22 protein-coding genes and 1 pseudogene are annotated in these 21852 nt (G+C 40.2%); 11 read left to right on the forward strand and 12 right to left on the reverse strand.

Annotation, left to right across the window (positions count from 1 at the left end; all coding sequences use genetic code 11):
- Positions 1 to 131 precede the first annotated feature (131 nt).
- Entirely contained in the window at positions 132 to 1313 is a 1182-nt protein-coding gene (locus tag ACM0OT_RS05185) for a C1 family peptidase (protein WP_414563300.1), read from the reverse strand.
- A 276-nt stretch (positions 1314 to 1589) separates the two neighbouring features.
- Here ACM0OT_RS05185 and ACM0OT_RS05190 point away from each other — a divergent pair, with 276 nt between their 5' ends.
- A complete protein-coding gene (locus tag ACM0OT_RS05190; protein WP_414563302.1) occupies positions 1590 to 2237 on the forward strand; it encodes a type I restriction endonuclease in 648 nt (215 codons plus the stop codon).
- A gap of 15 nt (positions 2238 to 2252) precedes the next feature.
- Here the strand turns inward: ACM0OT_RS05190 and ACM0OT_RS05195 are convergent, their stop codons facing one another.
- On the reverse strand, positions 2253 to 3605 hold the full coding sequence (locus ACM0OT_RS05195; protein ID WP_414563304.1) for a pentapeptide repeat-containing protein: 1353 nt from the start codon (positions 3603 to 3605) through the stop codon (positions 2253 to 2255).
- Between the two features lie 425 nt (positions 3606 to 4030).
- On the opposite strand from ACM0OT_RS05195, the gene ACM0OT_RS05200 reads away from it, so the two are divergent.
- Positions 4031 to 4774 carry a tetratricopeptide repeat protein gene (locus tag ACM0OT_RS05200; RefSeq protein WP_414563306.1) on the forward strand — a complete coding sequence of 248 codons (744 nt, stop codon included), beginning with the start codon at positions 4031 to 4033 and terminating at the stop codon, positions 4772 to 4774.
- 12 nt (positions 4775 to 4786) lie between these two features.
- The gene (locus ACM0OT_RS05205; protein ID WP_414563308.1) at positions 4787 to 5656 is read left to right on the forward strand and encodes an SDR family oxidoreductase; all 870 of its coding nucleotides are present in this window, start codon (positions 4787 to 4789) and stop codon (positions 5654 to 5656) included.
- Between the two features lie 9 nt (positions 5657 to 5665).
- On the opposite strand, the gene ACM0OT_RS05210 is transcribed toward ACM0OT_RS05205, so the two are convergent.
- Both ACM0OT_RS05210 and ACM0OT_RS05215 read right to left on the reverse strand, forming a co-directional pair.
- On the reverse strand, positions 5666 to 6445 hold the full coding sequence (locus tag ACM0OT_RS05210; RefSeq protein WP_414563310.1) for a class I SAM-dependent methyltransferase: 780 nt from the start codon (positions 6443 to 6445) through the stop codon (positions 5666 to 5668).
- A gap of 46 nt (positions 6446 to 6491) precedes the next feature.
- The gene (locus tag ACM0OT_RS05215; protein WP_414563312.1) at positions 6492 to 6788 is read right to left on the reverse strand and encodes a hypothetical protein; all 297 of its coding nucleotides are present in this window, start codon (positions 6786 to 6788) and stop codon (positions 6492 to 6494) included.
- A 148-nt stretch (positions 6789 to 6936) separates the two neighbouring features.
- On the opposite strand from ACM0OT_RS05215, the gene ACM0OT_RS05220 reads away from it, so the two are divergent.
- Together ACM0OT_RS05220 and ACM0OT_RS05225 are read left to right on the forward strand one after the other, a co-directional pair.
- The gene (locus tag ACM0OT_RS05220; RefSeq protein ID WP_414563314.1) at positions 6937 to 7575 is read left to right on the forward strand and encodes a Uma2 family endonuclease; all 639 of its coding nucleotides are present in this window, start codon (positions 6937 to 6939) and stop codon (positions 7573 to 7575) included.
- A gap of 59 nt (positions 7576 to 7634) precedes the next feature.
- On the forward strand, positions 7635 to 8015 hold the full coding sequence (locus ACM0OT_RS05225; RefSeq protein WP_414563422.1) for a calcium-binding protein: 381 nt from the start codon (positions 7635 to 7637) through the stop codon (positions 8013 to 8015).
- Here ACM0OT_RS05225 and ACM0OT_RS05230 read toward each other — a convergent pair.
- Positions 8012 to 8572, reverse strand: coding sequence for a sugar O-acetyltransferase (locus ACM0OT_RS05230; RefSeq protein WP_414563316.1), 561 nt, complete (start codon positions 8570 to 8572; stop codon positions 8012 to 8014). The two genes, ACM0OT_RS05225 and ACM0OT_RS05230, sit on opposite strands and share 4 nt — an antisense overlap.
- Before the next feature lie 263 nt (positions 8573 to 8835).
- On the opposite strand from ACM0OT_RS05230, the gene ACM0OT_RS05235 reads away from it, so the two are divergent.
- A complete protein-coding gene (locus ACM0OT_RS05235; protein ID WP_414563317.1) occupies positions 8836 to 10014 on the forward strand; it encodes a patatin-like phospholipase family protein in 1179 nt (392 codons plus the stop codon).
- Between the two features lie 167 nt (positions 10015 to 10181).
- On the opposite strand, the pseudogene ACM0OT_RS05240 reads toward ACM0OT_RS05235, so the two are convergent.
- Positions 10182 to 11249 (reverse strand): annotated as a pseudogene (locus ACM0OT_RS05240) (diguanylate cyclase domain-containing protein); the annotation flags it as partial.
- A gap of 1418 nt (positions 11250 to 12667) precedes the next feature.
- Positions 12668 to 13678, reverse strand: coding sequence for a hypothetical protein (locus ACM0OT_RS05245; RefSeq protein WP_414563319.1), 1011 nt, complete (start codon positions 13676 to 13678; stop codon positions 12668 to 12670).
- A gap of 376 nt (positions 13679 to 14054) precedes the next feature.
- Between ACM0OT_RS05245 and ACM0OT_RS05250 the strand changes: the two genes are divergently transcribed.
- Positions 14055 to 14918, forward strand: coding sequence for a tetratricopeptide repeat protein (locus ACM0OT_RS05250; protein ID WP_414563321.1), 864 nt, complete (start codon positions 14055 to 14057; stop codon positions 14916 to 14918).
- A gap of 110 nt (positions 14919 to 15028) precedes the next feature.
- On the opposite strand, the gene ACM0OT_RS05255 is transcribed toward ACM0OT_RS05250, so the two are convergent.
- The 5 genes from ACM0OT_RS05255 to ACM0OT_RS05275 all read right to left on the reverse strand — a co-directional run bounded on the left by ACM0OT_RS05255 (position 15029) and on the right by ACM0OT_RS05275 (position 19931).
- Positions 15029 to 15649: a TMEM165/GDT1 family protein gene (locus ACM0OT_RS05255; protein WP_414563323.1), complete on the reverse strand. Its 621-nt coding sequence runs from the start codon at positions 15647 to 15649 to the stop codon at positions 15029 to 15031.
- Between the two features lie 302 nt (positions 15650 to 15951).
- Positions 15952 to 16458 (reverse strand): SgcJ/EcaC family oxidoreductase, encoded by a 507-nt coding sequence (locus tag ACM0OT_RS05260; protein ID WP_414563325.1) that lies wholly within the window; start codon positions 16456 to 16458, stop codon positions 15952 to 15954.
- 112 nt (positions 16459 to 16570) lie between these two features.
- Positions 16571 to 18298 carry a succinate dehydrogenase/fumarate reductase flavoprotein subunit gene (locus ACM0OT_RS05265; RefSeq protein ID WP_414563326.1) on the reverse strand — a complete coding sequence of 576 codons (1728 nt, stop codon included), beginning with the start codon at positions 18296 to 18298 and terminating at the stop codon, positions 16571 to 16573.
- A 252-nt stretch (positions 18299 to 18550) separates the two neighbouring features.
- The gene (locus tag ACM0OT_RS05270; RefSeq protein ID WP_414543293.1) at positions 18551 to 18868 is read right to left on the reverse strand and encodes a hypothetical protein; all 318 of its coding nucleotides are present in this window, start codon (positions 18866 to 18868) and stop codon (positions 18551 to 18553) included.
- Positions 18869 to 19004: 136 nt separating this feature from the next.
- A complete protein-coding gene (locus ACM0OT_RS05275) occupies positions 19005 to 19931 on the reverse strand; it encodes an energy-coupling factor transporter transmembrane component T family protein (protein ID WP_414563328.1) in 927 nt (308 codons plus the stop codon).
- Between the two features lie 170 nt (positions 19932 to 20101).
- Between ACM0OT_RS05275 and ACM0OT_RS05280 the strand changes: the two genes are divergently transcribed.
- The 4 genes from ACM0OT_RS05280 (at position 20102) to ACM0OT_RS05295 (ending at position 21729) form a co-directional block, all read left to right on the forward strand.
- Positions 20102 to 20329 (forward strand): hypothetical protein, encoded by a 228-nt coding sequence (locus ACM0OT_RS05280; RefSeq protein WP_414563330.1) that lies wholly within the window; start codon positions 20102 to 20104, stop codon positions 20327 to 20329.
- A 26-nt stretch (positions 20330 to 20355) separates the two neighbouring features.
- Positions 20356 to 20577 carry a hypothetical protein gene (locus tag ACM0OT_RS05285; protein ID WP_414563332.1) on the forward strand — a complete coding sequence of 74 codons (222 nt, stop codon included), beginning with the start codon at positions 20356 to 20358 and terminating at the stop codon, positions 20575 to 20577.
- Entirely contained in the window at positions 20565 to 21008 is a 444-nt protein-coding gene (locus ACM0OT_RS05290; protein WP_414563334.1) for a type II toxin-antitoxin system VapC family toxin, read from the forward strand. The genes ACM0OT_RS05285 and ACM0OT_RS05290 overlap by 13 nt, the downstream gene beginning before the upstream one ends.
- A 280-nt stretch (positions 21009 to 21288) precedes the next feature.
- The gene (locus ACM0OT_RS05295; protein WP_414563336.1) at positions 21289 to 21729 is read left to right on the forward strand and encodes a hypothetical protein; all 441 of its coding nucleotides are present in this window, start codon (positions 21289 to 21291) and stop codon (positions 21727 to 21729) included.
- The last annotated feature ends 123 nt before the right edge of the window (positions 21730 to 21852 follow it).

The raw sequence follows: 21852 nt of genomic DNA on the forward strand, positions 1-21852 counted from the left end.
AGTATGGAGTGTGGAAATGAAAGATTGAGACTTGACAGCAGCTTCCCGTAGGATGGGGGATTAGGGAAAATCAATGATTGTGGCACTCACCTAAAGTGTTTTTCTCAGTCCCCAGCCCCCAAATTTAACCATTAACGAGGAATAATGTGCGGGTTAAGTCTAATTAAATCTGGACTTAATTTTTTAAACAACTCAGGAGATATTTTGTAAAAAGTGCTTCTGGTCTGTGTCCATGCAGCGCCATAACCGATTCTATTGCTGTTATAAGAAATCCACATATAACCATTGTCACCCCAGCCTGTACCCCAAGAATTTTTGATTAACCAGGCTCCTTTATTATCATCCCAACCGATGAGAGTAACACCATGATTGATCGCACCAGTGGATTGTTCGTTAAATACACCACCAGTGTAAGCCTGAAAAGCAGGAGTAACACGTACAGCAACGGTTAAAGGGCCATGCTTACACATAGCTTGTTTCATCGCTGCAACTGTGGGAATCCCGCCATCGGGCTTGACATAACCCCACGCTATAGAACGGTAAGGAGTCGATACATTGGAGTTGTAAGCATTATTACTTGCCGTATAAGGTACAGCGCTTTCGGTGGCCGTACCATTATTGATCAAGAAATCAAACGCTTTCGCCCACCAGCCTCCACTACAACTACCTGCATTACCCCAGTTAACAATATGCTGTTCGGAAGCATCAGCTTGAGCGTTGTTACGAATTAAGTTATTACCTTCATAAGCGCCCAGGGCTGCAAACGCCCAACAGCTACCGCAACCACCTTGATTCCGAACAGGTGTAACTTTATTTAAATTACGCCAATCAAAAGATTTAGCTGAGGCAAAACATCCACGATTTTGAATTAATTGTAACTCAGGTATTTTTCCTGGATTCAGTCTTTCAAATGTATCGCGTTCAGCTAAGTCAATATTTAAAATTTGTGTAGCTAAAGCATTTTGTTTTTGAGCTTGTGCTGGTAAATCATCTGGGGCTTTTGTGCCAGCAAGTTGCTGTAATTTATAATCTAAAGCAGTGGTGTAACCCACTTGGAAACTCAGATTTTTGGCTTGGATGTCGCGCCGTAGATCTACAATTTGATTTTTAATTGCTAAAGGAGCTTTTTGTTCTCGCTCAAGATAAAAGGGACTAAGTTTTATTTGAGTTAAATTGCGCTCTAAAACTGGAGATGAAGGGATTTGTAGTTGTGCATTAATGGGTCTAACTTGTTGAGCTAAAGATGTACTTTGCAAGCTCACCAAACTCAACAATGCAGCAGCAGATAATGGCAAAAATGTAGACGGTTTCATCCTGTTTACCTTGGAAATGCCTAATTAACACTCACAAAGTCCGTTCTAGGCTGTAAATAAAATTGATACCAATTCGTAAATTAGGATAAGTCGATTCCCAATCTAAAATGCAAAATGGTGTCATTTCTCACCTACAGCTAGCTGCGGTTACTCTAATGAGATATAGGATTGGTTCCCAAAATTCATGCAGGACTACAAGGGTTTTTCTTCCCCATCTCGCCAATTTGTTATGGATACCTTCCTTAACAACCACAAAACACTAGCGGTAAAGAAATAATGACACAGGTAAAAGCAATCACAGAAGCAATTACCAGCTTGAATGAAGTACATACCCGCTTTGGCTTAGTTCGCATTGAGTCAGAGCAATTTTTCCCAGAGTGGTCTAGTGAATTGCGCCAAATTACCGAAACAGAAACAGCCTCCCTAGATGTACTACGCCGGAGATATTTGTACCATCGTGGCGAAGGTAATTTGTTAGAGGGAACAGTCATGTTGCTTGTTGTGTCGCCTTTACTTGCACTGTCTGGATTTTACGATCCTCCTTTTAAAATGAAAGCCGAATCATCAGTAGAGTTGGTACTGGATGATGGTGAAGAAGTGCTGCGTGGTCGAATTGACGTTTTGGTACTACAAAATCAGTTGTGGGTAATGGTATTAGAGTGCAAAAAAACTACACTTTCGGTTTGGTCAGCTCTACCGCAAGCCTTAGCTTATCTTATGGCTAACCCTCAACCCGATAAACCTGTGTTTGGGATGTTAACAAATGGGGACGATGTTTTATTTATCAAAGTCAAGCGAGAAGTAGGCACACTACAATATGACTTGTCACGGGTCTTTGCTCTATTTACATCTGCCAAAGAACTGTACAACGTTTTGCAAATCCTCAAGCGTATCGGTCAAACAATCTGTGATGATTTGCCGTAACACAATCTTTATCCTTCATCTCCCCAATTTGTTAGGGACATCTTCACAACCGCCGGGAATAGTGGCTCTGGTTTTTTCGCCACCCCAAGCACAGCAATAGCAACGGGTAATATCAGGTAGGCGTTGTACTTGGGTGAAATTGGCATTTTCTATAACAGCACCTGTGTGTTCGCCAGTTTGATAATTTGGTGGTTCAGTGCGACTCCGGGGTGATGCTGTGGCGACTGAACCATAGAAAAAACGTGTCCCTTGCAGATCAGCACCACTGAGGTCAGCATCATATAGAATGGTGCGGGAGAGGTTGGCTTTGACTAAATCACAATTTCTCAGATTCGCGCGGACAAGATTAGCTTCACTCAAGTCAGTCCAACGCAAATCGTTATCAGAAAGGTCGGCGGCGGCTAACATGACACCTAAATCGATGACACGCACACCTTCTAAACGGTCTTCGGCATAACCACCCACACCATTGAGAATAGCTCGACCTAAGCGGCGATCGCGCTTTAAGGGTGTTAGCAATTTAGAACGAGAGAGAAAGCGGAGAATTTTGGCTTTACCACTACCATCAACACTACTAAAAATGGCGGAGGTGCGTCCTTCGGCGATGGCTCTTTCTTGGGGCCAGTCTTCTAATAATCCTTCTTCATCTAATACTAAATCTGAGACGCCCTGGAAATAAGAGTCTATTGTTTGCTGCTGGGTAATAATATTTTGCTGAACTGTGAGTAAGTTTTGCTGAATTGTCAAGTCTTTGGAAATTATATATTGTCGCCAAGCCACATACACAGCAATGATGGCGATGAGAATTTGCCCCAATGCGCCAAACCATTCTGCTAAGGAACCCGAAGCCTCCCAACTAATTTGGCGTCCCCAAACCAGCAAGCGATCGCCTACGTTGGTAAACTTTAATATACCGATAATGCCTACCAATAATCCCACAAAAGCCACAAACAGGGTTCTATCTTGAGCAGTAAACCACCTTTGCAACACAGATTGCCACCAAGGTAATAACATCGCCAGAGATAACACCAAAGTTGCCACTGTGCCCAAAAAACCCACAATCCAGTTATTCAGGGCAAAGCCTAACAAAGTCAAGGCGATGGCCATTACAGTTAACAGTAATGCTCTAGGCTTAACTGCAAATTGATTGACACTATGTTGGTTGATGCTAGAACGCGCTTTTTTCAAGGCATCTGCATGTTGCGGAGATTGCAAAGATGCTATTGCCGCTAAGGATTGTTGGGTAGCCAGTGCCTCTGGGGTTAAGTGATTTTCAGTTGTACCACTGTCAAAGTCATCGGACTGCAAGTCAGGTTCGGGTATAGGTTCTGGCGTGGGTAGATTAGAGGAGTTAGATTCGGTTGTCATGCTTACTATTTTGGGCCAGCAGATCCAGTTCAACACTGTTTGATATAACTGTCACCAAAATAGCTTAAATTACCAACAACAAAACAAATTCAACTGTTGTTTCTTGGTGTCCTGGCCGACTTGGTGGGATATACGTCCCGCACGATCACTTTCCTGCTTCTAATAATATTGCCATAATATTTTTCCCAAATTTTCGCAAATCCCCTAGGATAGTTAAAATTTTGTAGCAACCTTATATTGTTTATAATTAATATGTATGTTTTAATATTTTTACTTAACAAATGCATCAATTCATCACCAGAAAAATATTAGCAGAGTTAATTATCAAAATATGATGAAATTAATTTTCAAACAGAGCAATTACTGATACCATTACAAAATACAAACAAATTTTAATATTATCTGATAACTTTTGTAGGTACAGAATGGTCGTTCGGCGTTGCTTAGTTGCTTCAAGTTTGAGCCTTTTTTTCACACTTGGTTGCGATAATGGAGGAAATTCATCAACTAAATATACCAAGCAAGCAGTACAAGAAATTAATGTTGCCCAATTCCTGACAGAAGCAGAGTCTATCCAAAAAGCACAAACGTTATTTGATGAAGGCAATAATTTACTAGATACACAACGCTACCAAGATGCGATCGCAGTGTACAATCAAGCCATAGCTATCAAAGCAGACAATCCAGATACTTGGATTAACCGGGGTAATGCCTTGTTTTCATTGTCAAGTTACAATACAGCACTAAAATCATACGATCACGCCATTGCACTCAACCCCAACAAAGATGAAGCTTGGTATAACCGCGGTAATGTCCTCACATCGTTAAAACAATACCCACAAGCACTAGCATCATACGATCAAGCGATCGCACTCCAGCCCAACAAGCCTGAAGCATTGATTAACCGGGGTATTGTCCTCACAAAATTGCAACGATATCAAGAAGCATTATCATCTTATGATCAGGCGATCGCCATTAAGCCAGAGAAGCACCAAGCTTATTACAATAAAGCTTGTACTTATGCTTTAGAAAAAAATGTAGATTTAGCAATTGAAAACCTCCAAAAAGCTATTCAGCTTTCTCCTCATCAATACCAACAATTGGCAAAAATAGATTCAGATTTTGACCATGTCCGTGAACATCCAAAATTTAAAGCATTAATTAAATAGTTTTTTTGAGAAATGAAAAAATTATTAATTACTGGCAGTAGTGGTTTTTTAGGATGGCATATTTGCCAACTAGCAAAAACAAATTGGGAAGTTTATGGTACTTGTTACTCCCATTCTATAGATATTCCTGGTGTAAAAATTATCCCAGTTGACTTAACAGACTTTGCCGAATTAAAGCAGTTATTTAGGGAAATTAAGCCAGCAGCAGTTATTCATACTGTGGCACAATCGCAACCTAATTTTTGTCAAACCCATCCCCAAGAATCTTATAAAATTAACGTTACAGCATCCTGTGATGTTGCCGGACTGTGTGCAGATGATGCTATTCCTTGTGCTTTTACATCAACAGATTTAGTTTTTGATGGCTTAAATGCACCCTATGAAGAAACAGATCCAGTATGCCCTGTAAACCTTTATGGTGAGCAAAAAGTTGCGGCAGAAATCGGTATGTTAGAGCGCTATCCAATGACAGCCGTATGTCGAATGCCGTTAATGTTCGGTGGAGAAACACCCACCGCTAAAAGCTTTATTCAGCCATTTATGCAAACATTAAAAGATGGCAAAGAATTAAGTTTATTTACAGATGAATTTCGGACCCCAGCCAGTGCAACCACAGCCGCCAAAGGAATTTTATTAGCCTTAGAAAAAATCAACGGTTATCTTCATTTAGGAGGAAAAGAGCGAATTTCGCGTTATGATTTTGGTCGCCTATTAGTAGAAGTATTTCAATTACCTACCACTGGACTAAAAGGTTGTCGCCAAAAAGATGTGAAAATGGCAGCACCTAGACCAGCAGACGTTTCCTTAAATAGTTCTCAAGCCTTTGCCTTAGGTTATCAACCTTTATCTGTAAAATCAGAATTAGAGCAACTATTACTTTGAGCAAAATTCCTAAATTTTTTGTCCCACCACAATCAAAGAGTAAGAACCATCTACATCCTCAACTGTTGGGTAAGCAATAAGGTAAGAGAAGTAACGAATTATTTCTGGGGAATGTAAACCAGAATATTCTCCTAGACGTTGTTTAATTGCGCGATGTCTTAAAAGCTGAGACTCACGTTTAAATAAAATATTTGACCAGGCTTGACCAACTCGATAATTTACCTTAAACCCATTGGTTTCGAGTAACTGAGCTAGCGATTGATAGTTAAACAACTGTTTATGACATGAATTTGTGGGCAATCTGGCTACGTCATGGGGTTCATATAAAACATTAGGAACAGAACAAATAAGCAATCCACCTAATGGCAAAATTTGGGAAAATTGCTTTAAAATACTAGTAGGATTAATTAGATGTTCTAAGGTTTCAAAACTCACAATTGCCTCAACAATTGGGTATTTTTTATCTGCCAACAATCCTGGTTTTTCTAAGTTATGTTGAATCAATTGGGTCTGGGAATGATGACATTGCTGTGCTGCCTGTTGTAAAACTTCAGCATTACCATCTACACCAATGACTAAATTAGCAGCTTTTTCTAGTTCAGGTATGCCATAGCCTAAGCCACAAGCAATATCAGCAATACAGTTAAGCTTAAATTGTCGCAGGTAATCAGCTGCAAATAAATAACGCCCTAAATGCTCGATTTTAATCCATAAATTCTGATTATTTTGATCAAATGGATTAATACAATCTTCTGAAAAATCTAAATCAATGTTGATTTTTTTTGGCAAAATCTTCTCCTTGTGAAGCAGAAGTCCAGATAGGGAGTTCTTTAACCTACTTCAATGTTAGTTCGATATAGGTTTTGCCATCATCTTGGGCAACTTCTTTACCAAAATAGCCTTCATCTCCCTCATGTTCATGAAGCCCACTACTGTACACTGTATAACTCTCTTGACGACGAGCGCGATTATAAGGAGAACCGATAGTCTCCAGAGATAGCATGAGAACTCTCATCTCCACCATGCACTCGCTTGGATAACTCCCTGGTTCTTGTTTCCAGTTTTGTCGCTCCTTGTTGAGTATCGTTGAGACTTGTCGTTTGAGAAAAGTTGACCCAGTTATCTTGCTCACGTTCTCACTCAAGCTCATCGGGACATAACACATCCTCCTATTCCTGTTGCTTCTTAATACTTTCTTGGTGGGGGAGTGTGAACAGTTACTTGAATCCTGCTAACTCCTTTGTTTGATATCTTGGTAAAAAGCCTGAGGAATAAGTCCTATGGTAATAACTGCACCCTCAAATTCCCAACGCGCCATACTACCTAACATCAGTTGGCAAACTTTTGAAACCATTCTCACAGAAATGGGGAATAATCGAGCAACGCGACTGGCTTATGACCACGGAACGCTGGAAATTATGACTCCTTTAATGCCCCATGAGCATAATAAAAGACTGATAGAAAAATTGATAGATAATTTAGCTGAGGAACTTAACCTTAATCTGAAAAGCACTGGTTCTGTGACTTGTAAGCGCCAAGACTTACTGCGGGGTGTGGAACCAGATTCGAGTTTTTATATCCAGAATGAACCTGTGATGCGACATAAGCAAAATCTCGATTTAAGTCAAGATCCACCACCTGATTTGGTAGTTGAGGTGGACTACACCAGCGCTTCTATTGACCGCCTTTCTATATATCTGGCTTTGGGTATTCCAGAAGTGTGGCGTTATGACGAACCTGTAATGCAAATTTACCAATTACAAGAGAGTGTATACATCCCTTGTGATGTTTCACCGACTTTTAAAAATTTACCACTAACCACTGAAATTCCCCGTTTTTTGCAAGAAAGTCTCATAATTGGGGAAATACCTATGATTCGTTCGTTCCGTGATTGGGTAAAACAGCAAAGAGAAAATTGACACACCATTGGCAAAACGCTATACCATATCAAGGTGCATCCTATGTAAGCTTTTATCTTATGCCTAGTGTTGAACGTGACGAGCAACGAGAGCATCGCATTGAAACAGAGATAATTGTCGATGCTGAAGACAAAGAAGACCGAGCGATGGGTTGGTACTATTACCTTGACGATACTCTAAATGTGCCTTTTATGGCTAATTGGTCGAAAAAGTCACGCAAAACTTCTACAGTCGAGGAAAAAAAAGTCGAGGTGTTAGGAATGGCGCCAGAAGACGAATGCTTGAAAGATATGTATGTGGAAGTGGTTTATCCCAATGGCAATGATGAAGATGTATTTGTGGCTAAGTTGTCAGATTTAGTTGCACTTGATACAGATAATGATACGTTAGAGGCGATCGCTGATTGGCATTATTGGCTTGCCAGAGGATACAAGTTTTAAGATAAGTGCCGAATTATCCGACAAGGATTGCCCGCAGCGACAACGTTTGCGGGTATATTTTTGACAACTACGCTACCAGCACCAATAGTAGTGTTATCGCCAATGGTGACTCCTGGACAAATAATTGCACTACCCCCAATCCAAACATTATTGCCAATTTTCACAGGGGCAGCAAGTTCTCTTCCAGATAGTCGGATTTCTGGTTCTGTAGGATGATAGGCAGCATAAATCTGGACATAGGGGCCGCACAAAACATTTTCCCCAATTTCCACGACATTACAGTCTAAAATGACACAGCCATAATTCATATATAAGCCGTTACCAGCATAAATATGGCTGCCATAATCACAATGAAAGGGTGGCACAATGGTTAATTTTTGTCCTACTTGTCCCAATAATTCTTGCAGAATTTGTTGGCGTTGGGGTTTTTCTTCTTCTGTTGTAGCATTGTATCTTTGCAAAAGATGACTGGCTTGCTTACTTTGAGCAACTAATTCAGGATCATCTGCTAGATATAACTCACCTGCTAACATTTTTTGTCTTTCGGTTTTTTCCATAAAAAATTTTAGCTGCATCAATTAAATAAAATTCATAGATATTGGGAAACTTAAAATAAATTCATTAAGTTAATAACGGTATTTACACTGGTTTGAAAATACATGAAACCTAATAAGCTATAGTAACAATACTAAATATTGTCTATTATTTAGGGTACTTTTTTTAAAATGTAATTACCAAAAATATAATTTTAATAACTTTACGCAAATAATTAATATTTTTGAAATTGAGTTAAGAAAAATTGCAGGAGATGTAGTTAAATATGGTTTTTCGGATTTTAAGTTTGGACGGAGGAGGCATTCGGGGCGTAGTTGCCGCAGCTATGTTGGCAGAAGTCGAAAGACAAATTAATCAACCTTTAAATCAGTACTTTGATTTGATTGCCGGTACCTCTACAGGATCGATTTTAGCAGCTGCGATCGCCACAGGACGTAGTAGCCAAGAAATCATTGATATATATAGACAACAAGGCTCAATTATCTTTCCTTACAGAAGTCGTTTTTCATGGCGGAGAATTCCTCTAATACTGAAATATGGTTTATCTGCGCCTAAGTTTTCTGACAGTGGGTTAACACAAGTTTTGCAATCTGCTTTAGGTGATATCAAGCTATTAGATATTTCTGCACCTATGCTGTTAATAGTTGCTTACGATACTATTGGCAGAAAACCAGTTATTTTTAAAAGCTGGCACCAAGATGCTAGTTATGGTAATCTTCCTTTATGGAAAGCCTGTTTATGTTCAGCATCGGCTCCTACATATTTCCCCGCACAGAAACTTGATAAAAGAATTAATGGCATAGCTAAAGATGGCAATAATAACACCATAACTTTTGAGGAAAAGGAGTCTTTAATAGAGAATATATATCAAGGCGGGCAAATTAGAATTATTGATGGTAAAGGAAAAGGTCAAACTCGCACTATTAAAAAGTATGTTGGTGAAAAACAACGCGCTTTAATAAATTTACCTTGGGAACAAATTCCCGATAACACTTCTGAATATTCAATTAAAACCATTTACTCTGTTATTGATGGTGGCGTTGCTGCTAATAATCCTTCTAGCTGTGCCCTTGCTGAAGCAGTCAGGTTAGGCCATAACATTGAAGAAATTAGCATTCTTTCTATAGGTACTGGGGATCTCACGCGAGTAATTCCATTTGAAAAAGCCCAAGGTTGGGGTCTGGTACAGTGGGCACAACCACTTATTGGTGTATTATTAGATGCTTCATCTAATGTTCCTGAATATATTACTAATCAACTTCTGCATGAGCGAGTTTTACGTTTACAGTTTAAGCTAGATAGAGCGTTAACAGGTAAACGCTTGAGTGATGATATTGATGATGTGAGTCAGGAGAATATTGATAATTTAGTCGAAGCAGCTCAAAAGTATGTTCAACAATCAAATATACAAGCTGAAATACAGAATTTTCTGCAAATTAATTGAATAAAGAGACAAAAATAAAAATATCCCCGATTGTTCAATAATTCGGGGACGTATACCTCTTTTTAGTTTTAAATAACATAAAAATGTTAGAAAATATAAAAAAAATATTTAGTGAAAAATTAGGTAAATGCGCCTGAAAAAATGAATGTGTTGTGATGGAAAAACAGCTAAGAATTAGCTGCTGCATCAAATACACTATAACGAGCTTTTCCCTGTTGTTTAGCGCGATACATCGCAATATCAGCATCCCGTACCAAAGTTTCCGGTTCATCATCATCACCGCTATTCAAGGCAATACCAATACTAACTGTGGTGCAAATTTGATGTCCATTGAGGTTAATTGGCAATCCTAAAGTATCTTGAATGCGTTTGGCCACATTTGTCGTGTCGGTGACATCTTTAATTTCTTCTAACAGTACAGCAAATTCATCACCACCAAATCTGCCGACAGTATCACCACCACGTACACATGATTCTAACCGACGAGCGATCGCTACTAAAAAATCATCTCCCATACCATGCCCAAAGCGATCGTTAATTTCCTTAAAGCCATCTAAATCTAAAAACAAAACCGCAAACCGATATTCATGTCGTCTTTTTCGGCGCTGTATTGCGTGCTTCAGCCGATCTAAAAATAATACTCGATTTGGTAATGCAGTTAACCCATCATAAAAAGCATTCCGCAACAGTTGCGCTTCCATTTGCTTGCGTTGAGATATGTCATGGAACACTAACACTGCGCCGGTAATCTGACCATTGCGATCGCGGATAGGTGCGATATTATCGCCAATGGCTATTTCTCTCCCATCTTTGGCAATCAACATACAGTTTTCTGGTAAGTTCAATATCTCACCTACTTCCATTACCTGTGTTACTAAATTATTGATTGCTTCATCCATATCTTTGTCCACTAGCTTGACAACTTCTGATAAATCTCTGCCAAATGCTTCATCTTGTTTCCAACCAGTGAGTGCTTCCGCCATTGGATTCATCATTTGGACACGTCCACTGGTATATGTCACCACTACAGCACAGGGCATACTGTCAATAATCGACCCCATTCTTTGTTTTTCTGACTGCATTTTCTGATTCACTTGGTGCTTATAAATGGCCATTTCCACAGCGAGATGCAGGTCTATTTCAGTGAATGGTTTTAAGATGTAACTCAAAGACTCACTTAATCTATTATTAGGTGACTTGATATATTCTAAACATTCAGCTAAATACAAAACCAGAGTATAAAAATCGTTTTTAGTGTTAACTCAATCTGAAAGTTAATAATTCTATGATAATCAATCTCTCTAATATAGGTGTATTTTTATGACTAAAATACTGATTAATTATCAAATACTATTTTCATGCTAGACCTCATACTGTATGTTTATCAAGTCTTCCTAACTTAGCTTATTTAACTGACATATTTTAGATCAAATTTTTCAAAAAAAGCGTAAAAACCGTAAGAATGCTACAGGGAAATATCATATTTTACATGTAGAAAAATATATAAATAATCAATACAATTAATTACGGCATTTACGTAAAAACAAGTCCTATATATACATTATTAAATCCAAAAATTACCCAATTTGCTTACTAGCCAACAACTTCAAATAAGTTCATTTTTGGCAGGCGATGAATTTAATTTCAAGTATTTTCTATTTTTGATACAATTTTCATTGATTCAGCTAGAAAATTATCCAGATAAATGCTGATTTTACGAAGCAATAATTCATACAAAATACTTTATATAAATCAAATTTTTGTGAAATATTACATTAGAAGGACGGGCATCCCAGTTTTTACATTAAAATAAGCAGGCAACGTGTTGGTGAAGCCTGCTCGAAGCGTATAGAACCTGCCAAGAGAGTGGCGCGGTGCGTAATTCAATTTCACGATTTGGTCGCCTATGTTCGAGAAGCCTATAGATTTGAGGATTAAGATTTTAGTGAAAAATCACTGTCTCGCCAAGTCTATTAAACGTCAGTTCGGGTTCAGAACTAAATATCTATCCAGTAGAAAAATTGTTGTCATTACGACCGTTCGCACAGCGTCTCCCTTAGGAGAAGGGAAGCAATCCCAAAACCCCTGTAATTGAGTTGTTCCACTCGCGGCGGACATATCGTAGGTATTCAGCCAGAATAACGACAGAATCGAGTTTTCAGATTATCCCGAACTCAGGTTATTAATGATGCAGATAGGTATTTATTCAGAAAATGGCTGGAATATTTTGGCGTTAAGTTTGGCTGTTGCAGTTAACCCACCATTAACTTCCTAGGAATGTTTTAGTTGCGGCACACTCATTAAGAAGTCTCTATAGCTTGTGGAATATCATCGTTTTATGGATCTAGTTAAAGCCATGCGTCGGTGTCGGTTACTTGACATCTGGGCATCGGACTTAACTTGAGACATGGGGATAATCTACGGTGTACACACAAATTATCTAATCACCCCAAATCCTTTGCAAGTAGGGTGTGTTGTCGCGCAACGCACCATTAATGTTTGTTTGCCGGTGCTTTAGGACTAAAGTCCACTACTACCAGTTAAAAACAAACGAGGGTGAGGTTTTCCCACTTGTGTGTACACGCTAGCTGGGTATCAGGGGTAATGGGGACTGGAAATAAAATGCTCCCTCATCACCCCATCACCCCATCATCTACTCCTGAGTTGGTTTTGTCCGTTTAATGGGCTTAGGCGCAGGCGTTTTAGGTACGGGTTTAGAAACTGCGGAGGGGTCGCCACCTGTTTTCTTGATAGGTTTTGGGGTTTCTCCATTGCGTCTGGGGGGAAAGGGTTTCCTTCCACCACCACCACCACGAGGGCCACCTCTGAACGGTGGTTTGCGTTTTTTGGGCAAATCAGCGATCGCTTCGGCTTTTTCTACTACTAATCCGTCGGCTTCTCGTTTGGCTTGGAAGTCCCAAAACTTACCAACGGCTTTGGTGGTCAACACACCCCGCAATTTCAACTTAAAATATTTGGGTTTGTCAGTTGGCTTGCGAGGAGCTTGTTTAATTTTGACTACTAAGCTTTTGGCGTCAAAAGACTGATAGACTACCTCGCCTCGAACGGAAAAACTACCATCAGGAAGTTCGGATGAGGATACGAGGTCACTGGGAGATTCTGCTGGGTTTTCTAGTTCATCATCGGTTTTCTGTGACTGTTGATCACCCGCAGTTGACTCCTCTGCTTCTGTTGTTGGTTGTTTTGCCAGATTTTCTGGTTCCCAAACTCCCACAACTTGGAGGTGCAAGGTATCGTTTTCTTGGCGTGTGCGCGGATAAACCACCCATAAATGATCTTTTTCTAAATCTAGGTGATTTTTGACTAAGCTCATAATCCTGCCAAGTAGGACGGCGTTAAGTTCTACACCATCTGGAGTTAGCAGTGTTCCTTGAGTAAATTGTTCGCTGCTGGCATGATAGCGACCTCGGACTAACCCGATGGCTCGATACTGCATTGGTTCACTGGGAGGCGGAATCGGTTGTTGCCGATTGGCTAAGTTCCCATTGGCAGCAGTCTCGCTACTATTGACAGAGGAATTTTCAAGTTTAGAGGTCTGGGCTGCCACTGTACGAACATTAGCGGCTATCTCTTTCTTGATTTGAGGTTGATGGTTGGCAGAAGAGTTGGAAGGTTCAGGCGAAGGCATCAGGTCGGAATTCATAAAAACTCCTTGCGGCGGAGACACATCCCATAGTGGGATTTTACGAAGGCATCTTGAAAAAGCGTTTGTGTGGCTAATGGAAAGTGTATTTGCTTTCTACAAACCTACACCAGAGCGCCCAATACAATAGTAGAGACGCTACATTTACATTTATACGCTAATGTAATTTAGCGCCTTTACACTAGTTTCGGAAGCATATCATAAGTACAATTCTGATGGCTCCTCCTAAAGTCAACACTTACTTTAGCAGTGTGAATAGTTATTTGTTATAAAATTCACAGGCAATTGGCGGTATTCCGCAAAGTTTTGGAAATTTTTCGCTTGCCGATTTTATGTCAATGATCATGTCGTTTGAATTCTGGAGTAAGACAAAACTGTGTCTCAACCGCGCAATCGTTGGATAGTTAGGATCATTTTAGCGCTGGCAGTTCTTGCTTTTGTAGGCGTTTCGGTGATTCCTATCATTAGCGCATTGAATAATACCTCATCCCCAAACCAGGAGGCTACTGGCACGAGAACCAGTGTATCTTCCTCTGACCCAACATCAAAGTTGGCAGACGAAGTACGAGGTTATGAACTGGTGTTGCAACGGGAGCCAGAAAATCAAACTGCGCTCAAAGGCTTGTTACAGGCTAGGCTACAACTCTTAAGTTTAAATCAAGGTGATGTTCAAGGAGTTATTGAACCTCTAGAAAAATTAGCTAAACTCAATCCTGAGCAGTCGGAATATGGAGTATTACTAGCCCAAGCCAAGCAGCAAATGGGCGATAAAGAAGGAGCCGCTCAAGCTTATCGCGGGATTTTGTCCACTAGACCTGGTGATTTGAAAGCTTTGCAGGGGATGGTGGCGCTGTTGTTAGATCAGCAACGTCCTGAAGCCGCTGTAGGTTTACTACAAGAAACCCTCTCTAACGCTGCTCAGGTGAATACAATTCAACCGGGAAGCGTGGATACTGTGGCTGTACAAGTGCTATTGGGTACGGTTCACGCTTCCCAAAAACGCTATCCTCAAGCTAGCTCTACCTACGATCAGGCAATTAAAAACGACCCCAAAGATTTTCGTCCAGTTTTAGCAAAAGCAATGCTACTCAAAGAACAAGGCAAAGTCGAAGAAGCAAAACCTTTATTCGATAGCGCCTTGGCTTTAGCACCTGCTCAATACAAAGACGAAATCAACAAAGCCGCCGCTCCGCCGCCGTCTCCGCCTGCTGCTGCACCGGAAGCAGGGAGTGAGGAGTAGGGAGTAGAGAGTGGGGAGATGGGGGAGATGGGGTATACGTTTGGAATACCAACCGAAAGTCTTCCCCCCTGCACCCTGCACCCTTCCCCCTTGCCTTTTTTCCCAATCCCTCACACTCCTTCCACCGCAGCGAGGATACCAAAGAGCAGAAACAAGCATCCGCCGGCAAAGGTGAGTTGACGTTCGGAAATGCGCCCGGCGATGATTCTACCGCCGATGACGGCGATCGCAGTACAAATGGCATGTCCTAATACGGCTCCTGCTGCGACTCCAATGGGGTTGTGGCTGGCTGCTAGGGCAATTGTGGCAATTTGTGTGCGATCGCCCCATTCTGCTACAAATGTGAGGGCAAAGGCTTCTAGAAAAATTGTTAATGGGGTTTGTCTCTTTGATAGTTGGGAATCGGCCTTTTCTACGGCTGCTTTGGCTTCGTCTACAACTTCTGTGTCACATGTGGAGGCGGGCATTTTACTTGCTGCGTATAACAACTTAATCCCAAAGATTATAAATAAAGCGATCGCTGCGTAATGAATATAAAATTTTGGTAATAAAGATACTACTTGCCCGAATAGCACTGACAGAATTGTCATCGCCGCTAAAGCCGATGCTACACCCATGAACACCAGTCTGCGTGAGTGTTTCATCGCTAATATGACAGCAATGAAAAATGTTTTATCTCCTAGTTCTGAAACTGTAATTAGTAATAAACCTGCGGTAAATGCTGTTAACACTCTCTAAAACTCCCAAGGATTTTTTACCTGTATGGAGCTTCAATGAGAGCAAAAACACTTCACAGAAGCTCACACACTTTTTTGTGCAAACTTTAGTGAAGGTCTCGCTGCCAAATATTTGTTATTTGTCATCTGAACCAGGCTCATCACCAGCATGTTGATTCAGATGTACTGGCACGGAAATTTCTTTAATGCCAGCAGCTACTCCCCTTCGAGTGCTTGGATTGTACATCTTTACGCGGTAGCAGTCAAGCTAGTTTCAGCGTCGCTTGACCAACTTTGTATTTTGCTGGGTTAGCAGATTATTTATGAGCGCTAACACCAATTACTTCTGGCATAGCTGAAGAGTGATGCTCGACTATTACCCAGTTATCATCTATTTTTTGATACACAAATGTATATCTTGCTTGGACTTGTGCGGCTTGATTATCTTGAGTCACATTAAATGTATAAATGCCTGAATTGATGGCAAGACCACAAAAAACACGAATGTTTTGCTGATTAATTTTACCTTCGGGTTTCAGTGCCAAGAACTTGACAAAATAATCTTTGATTTCATCATGATTTGTTCGCACTTGATTAGAAACTGTCGGTAATAAAACACCATCTTGGGCATAGTTTTGGACAACTGCATCTGGATCACCCGTTTGTAAAGACGCATTCCAGCGGTCGAAGAGTTGGGCAATATCGCCTTCTTCGACTGTAGGACAGTTAGTTTGAGCTTGGACAGGTATGGGCACGATGCTAGAAAAAGCTAGTGCAGCTCCAAAAACTGATGACAGGGTAGATTGAGCAATCATTGTTCTCATGACTTTTTTGTTTTTACTAGAAAGTGAACTTTGAATTACTCCAACTTAACTATTAAAACCAAAGGGTTTAGAGGTAGTCTTATCGCTTTTCATAGGGGTTTATTGGCAATTTTTAATATTTTCGCTCCTTTGGTTCAAACATGGTAATTGCCACTGGCCGATATTGAATATCGATACCTGCTGGTGAATAATAAGCCATAGTGTGTTGGAGAAAATTAGTATCGTCTCTTTGGGGATAGTCTTCACGGAAATGGGCGCCACGGCTTTCTTGACGATTTATGGCTGAGGCTAAAATTGTTTGTCCTACTACCATTAAACTTTTTAGTTCTAAGGCTTCTACTAATTCTGTATTCCAACAACTACCTTTATCATCTAAATAAATATCAGAATATTTCTGTTGCAAATGATCTATTTTCTGCCATCCTTGGCGCATCAATTCTTCAGTGCGAAAAACGCCACAATGCTCAGTCATGCAATCTTGGAAAGATTGACGCACTTGGTTAATACGATATTTTCCTGATTGTTCGAGTAAGGCTTGGATTTGTTGCTGGGCTTCGTTAACGTAAAGTTGCTCGTCGATGTCTGGTAGCTTTCGATTTTGTACATATTGAGCGATCGCCGCCCCAGTGCGCTTACCATAAACTACACATTCTAATAGCGAATTACTACCGAGGCGATTGGCACCATGTACAGACACGCAAGCTGTTTCCCCAGCAGCAAAGAAGCCCTCAACTAAATTATCGCCACTGCTGCGGACTTGACCGTCTGTGTTTACAGGTATACCACCCATACAATAGTGATTGGTGGGGCGAATGGGCATTGGTTGAGTTACAGCATCTACACCGACTAAACGATGGGCTTCTTCCCAACAAAAAGGAACGCGACTCATGATTTTTTCTTTGCCCATGTGCCGCAAATCAAGATAGACAAAGGGTCCACCTGCACTACCATCAGGATGAATCCCCCGACCGGCACGAATTTCATAGGCGATCGCCCGTGAGGTAATATCACGAGGAGCTAGTTCCATGCGACTGGGTGCATAGTTTTTCATGAAGCGATCGCCTTCACTGTTAATTAAATACGCTCCTTCCCCGCGCACTGCTTCGGAAATCAGTACCCCCACCGGATACAAGCCAGTAGGATGAAATTGCACAAATTCCATATCTTCTAAAGGTAAACCTGCGATGGCTGTCATAGCCAAGCCATCACCTGTAGAGGCATAATCATTAGACGTGGTGTTATAAACGCGACCATACCCGCCAGTGGCAAACATCACCGCCTTGGCCCTCAGCACTTCTATATGTCCGTCTAGCAGGTGAAACATTACCACACCCTTGACCTGATTTGATTCTAAAATCAGGCGCATGACGTACCATTCTTGATAAATTTGCACCCCATAACGCCGCAGGTTGTTCACTAATTCGTGTAGAATCGCGTGACCAGTCTTGTCAGCGGCGTAGCAAGTACGGTTATGGGAATGTCCCCCAAAAGCTCTTTGGGCAATCTTACCGTCCGGCAAACGCGAGAATAAAACACCCATGTGTTCCAAATCAATCACCACATCTGGGGCTTCTTGGGCAAGAATAGCTACGGCATCTTGGTCTGCTAAATAGTCAGAACCCTTGACAGTATCAAACGCATGTGCTTCCCAACTATCTTCTGAATCAACATTTTTCAGCGACGCCGCCATACCACCTTGAGCCGCCACCGAGTGCGAACGAATTGGGTGAGTTTTAGCTACCACAGCAATATTTAAACTGGGGTCAGTGCGTGCAATTTCCACAGCAGCGCGACATCCCGCCAATCCACCCCCGACAATTATCACATCATGTTCCAGCATAACTAGCCCCTGACTGCAAAAAGCTGCTGTTCTATTGTAGAGATGTAATTCATCCAGCAGTGAGTTAAATGCATTTTGAAAAAAAATCCCTACCAACAAAGATTAGTTGATAGGGTACATGACATTTTCAAACGTGAGTATGGATACACTTCCATGACACGACATTTCGGATAAAAATGGTGCTTTGCGCTACGCGACAATGCACCCTACTGACTGGATATTTTTTTTAGAGGAAAATTTGATGATTAATAGTCAGCTAGTTGCCTGTACTGGTTGTTGCTGAGAAATATTGCCAGGGATAGGTTCGGTCTTAGTTGTTGATTCCATCGGCATGACTTCAATATGATTTAACAATGTCGTGACGAATGCAAACAATAAAAATGGCAGCGATAGCAGAACGATAAGACCTACGGTTACTAAGGCATACACAGGCCGTTTCGCACCCATCAATGCTAAGGCTGATGCCAAACTCAGAGTAATTGTGATTAACCAAATCATGATCTGACCGTAGATATCACCAAAGGTCAGGGTACAAACAAACCGATATTTTTGAATATTGCTCTTATTCATCATATTTACCTCAAGTCTCTCTTATAGGTTCTACGTTAGAACCATGTTTGAATAGCAGGTAATTTCTCAATATTTTTGCAAGCTTTGTAATATCACTTAACAAAAATTTCTTTTTGTTACCCATCTCAACACTATTTTAAAACGCCATATTGCCTAGAACTAACCTTGCCCCCCAAAATAACGTTAAGATTGCGATCGCTAGCCAATCTCGTGCTTTGAGTCGTAGTTCGTGCCATTTGACTTGATGTTCGTTGGGGCTAGTAAAGCCGCGTACCATCATGGCGCTAGCCATTTGTTCTGCCCGTAATAAGAGATTTTCTAATAGTCTTTCGGCTACTATCATCCAAACCTTGACTGCTCCCTTCAACCCCAGTTTTTTCCAGTTTATGGCCCTGGTCATGATAGAGCGAATTAAGTTTTGCACTTCTTCAAGAACTAAGGGAATAAATCGTAAGGACAAAGTTAAAGTTAAAGTAATTTCAGTTACAGGTATTTTCAACCGTCGCAAGGGCTGCATTAAGCTTTCTATGGCTGTAGTAATTTCTTCAGGCGCTGTGGTGAGGAGATATAAGTTACTGCTGTAAATTACGGTAAAGATAATTGTACTCAGGCGCACTGCCAAATCAAACGAACGGCGTGTAACTTTAACTGGCCCTTGGTGAAACAGGACATAGCTATAGCCTTGATTACTAGTTGTGGCTGGAACAGTGTTGGCATCATTAGCATTTATTGGCTGAGTTAAGACTTGCTCGTTTACTGGTAATCGTGGTTGATAATTTATACCCAAACCATCAGGACTGATAGATGCAATCACTAACACAAAAAAACAGAGCATTAATAGCCAGCCCATTTGCTTTTGCCAGACTCGGCGGGGAATGCGAGCAATTAAAGTAAAAAGAATTAATAGTGCTACCAACAGTATGCGCCATTGGTTATTGGCAAAACTGTAACTAGTGAGAAAGCTCATTAACCAAGCAATTTTCACCCGTGGGTCGAGCTTGTGTAGCCAAGTTTGTGGCTGTTCTAAGTATAATCCGAGCGGTAGCGATCGCAATAAATCCATGTTGGAGTGCTGGGTAGTAGAAACTCAATGGTAATGTTTTAATTTTATGCTTCGATGCCTAACAGAGCCATGTCTACCACAGGCTACACCTGTGGTCAGGGAGATTAACCCCTGGGGTATTGTTATAATTTGAGTTGAAATAATCAGCAAAATTTGAGAATAATACAATTATGTTTCAATCAATTGAAGGGATTTACAAAAACGGCAAAGTAGAACTTAGAGAATTACCAGGTGAAATTTCAGAAAGTCGTGTTAGTGTGACTTTTTTAGACTTTAAAACACATCAACAAAAGCAAATAATGCAGTTTGGTATGTTTTCTGGAAATCAACAGTCAACGGAAGCAAATTTTAAAATTGCTGAATTTAATGGAGATAGCGGTGATAACTTATTAAATTAGGATAACAACAAGATAAACAAAAATATATGTCTAATTATCAAGATGTGCTTGAGCAAGCTAAAAGCCTGACTCCTGAAGAACAACTCAAGCTAGTTGAAGATTTATCAAGTTCAATCCGTCAACTGGTAACGATGATACCTAAGCCAAAACGCAGCATTCTAGAATTACGTGGTTTAGGTAAAGACATCTGGAATGAAATTGACGCTCAAGGATATGTTAATCAAGAACGTGATTCATGGAATGGTTAATTGGTTTACAGGGAAAAGTAATAGGTTTAGATACTGCACCAGTGATTTATTTTATTGAGGAAAATCCTCATTATTTGGAACTTATAAATGCTTCCTTTGAAGAGATTTTGAGGGGTGAGTTTAGTGTAGTGACATCGGTGATAACGATATCTGAAGTATTAGTTTATCCGTTACGACAAGGAAATATAATATTATCTCAACAATATCGTGATATTCTTTTTAATTCTCAAGGTTTGACAACCATCGAAGTTTCTCCAATTATTGCTGAAAATGCTGCCAAACTAAGAGCAGATTATAATTTGAGAACACCTGACGCTATTCAGATGGCTACTGCTATTTATGGAGGGGCATCTTTCTTCTTAACAAATGATGCACGTTTACCTTCTTTACCAGGGTTAAAAGTGTTGGTTTTAAATCAATTTATAGGTTGAGTATTTTTAATGTTGCGATCGCACTCCGCATATTTTCAAAGAGCGATCAACTTCGGTAAGCTTGGCGTTACCCAGATTTCTCATAAATATTCAAATAGTGATCGCTCATCCCAAACACCCTCTAAAAGCGATCGTATTTCCTCACATTCCCCAAACAGCCATCGTATTCTATCTAGCTTAATTAAAAAACTTGCTTGTTATAATTTTGCGTAATTATACCGTTGTTAAATACTGAGATTATTTTTAACATTGCTATGTTTAGATATTTTAAAATTCGTTTATGAACTTTTTTGAACTACATACTGCTTACGATTTATTTAAAAAACTGGAACAAGATTTACAAGACCTTGAGCGTTCTTATCAAGACGCAAGAGTTGCGTATAACCTATTTGTTACAGCAGAACACCTACCAGATTGGCTTGGTAAGCGAGATTTAGTTAGCAAACACGCCATTTTGCGAATTACATCTCATCTTGCAAATGGTGCAAAGCACTTCCATCTTAAGGATCACCGCCATAATTCCATTATAGAAACTGAAAGATACCGAGTTTTTGAGGAAGATGTCTTTGAGCCGGGGGTATTTTATGAGCCTCTTATAATCTATTTAAGTGATAAAGAAGCAGAAGAGTTGGAAAGGGAAACAATAGATGCATTAACCTTAGCTAAAAAGCTAATAGAGTTTTGGAAACCATATGTTCAAAAACCAGTAACAGAATTATAAATTAATCGCACTCATCACATTTAAAAACAACAATTACTGTATTAAGCTTACTTTAAGGAGAGCTTAATTTGGTATCGTAAGTATTCAGGTTAACAATTAACTAAATATTCAATAGAGTCGAGT

It is taken from the genome of Anabaena sp. CCY 9613, from assembly GCF_963920895.1.
In the GTDB taxonomy this organism is placed as follows: domain Bacteria; phylum Cyanobacteriota; class Cyanobacteriia; order Cyanobacteriales; family Nostocaceae; genus Cyanocohniella.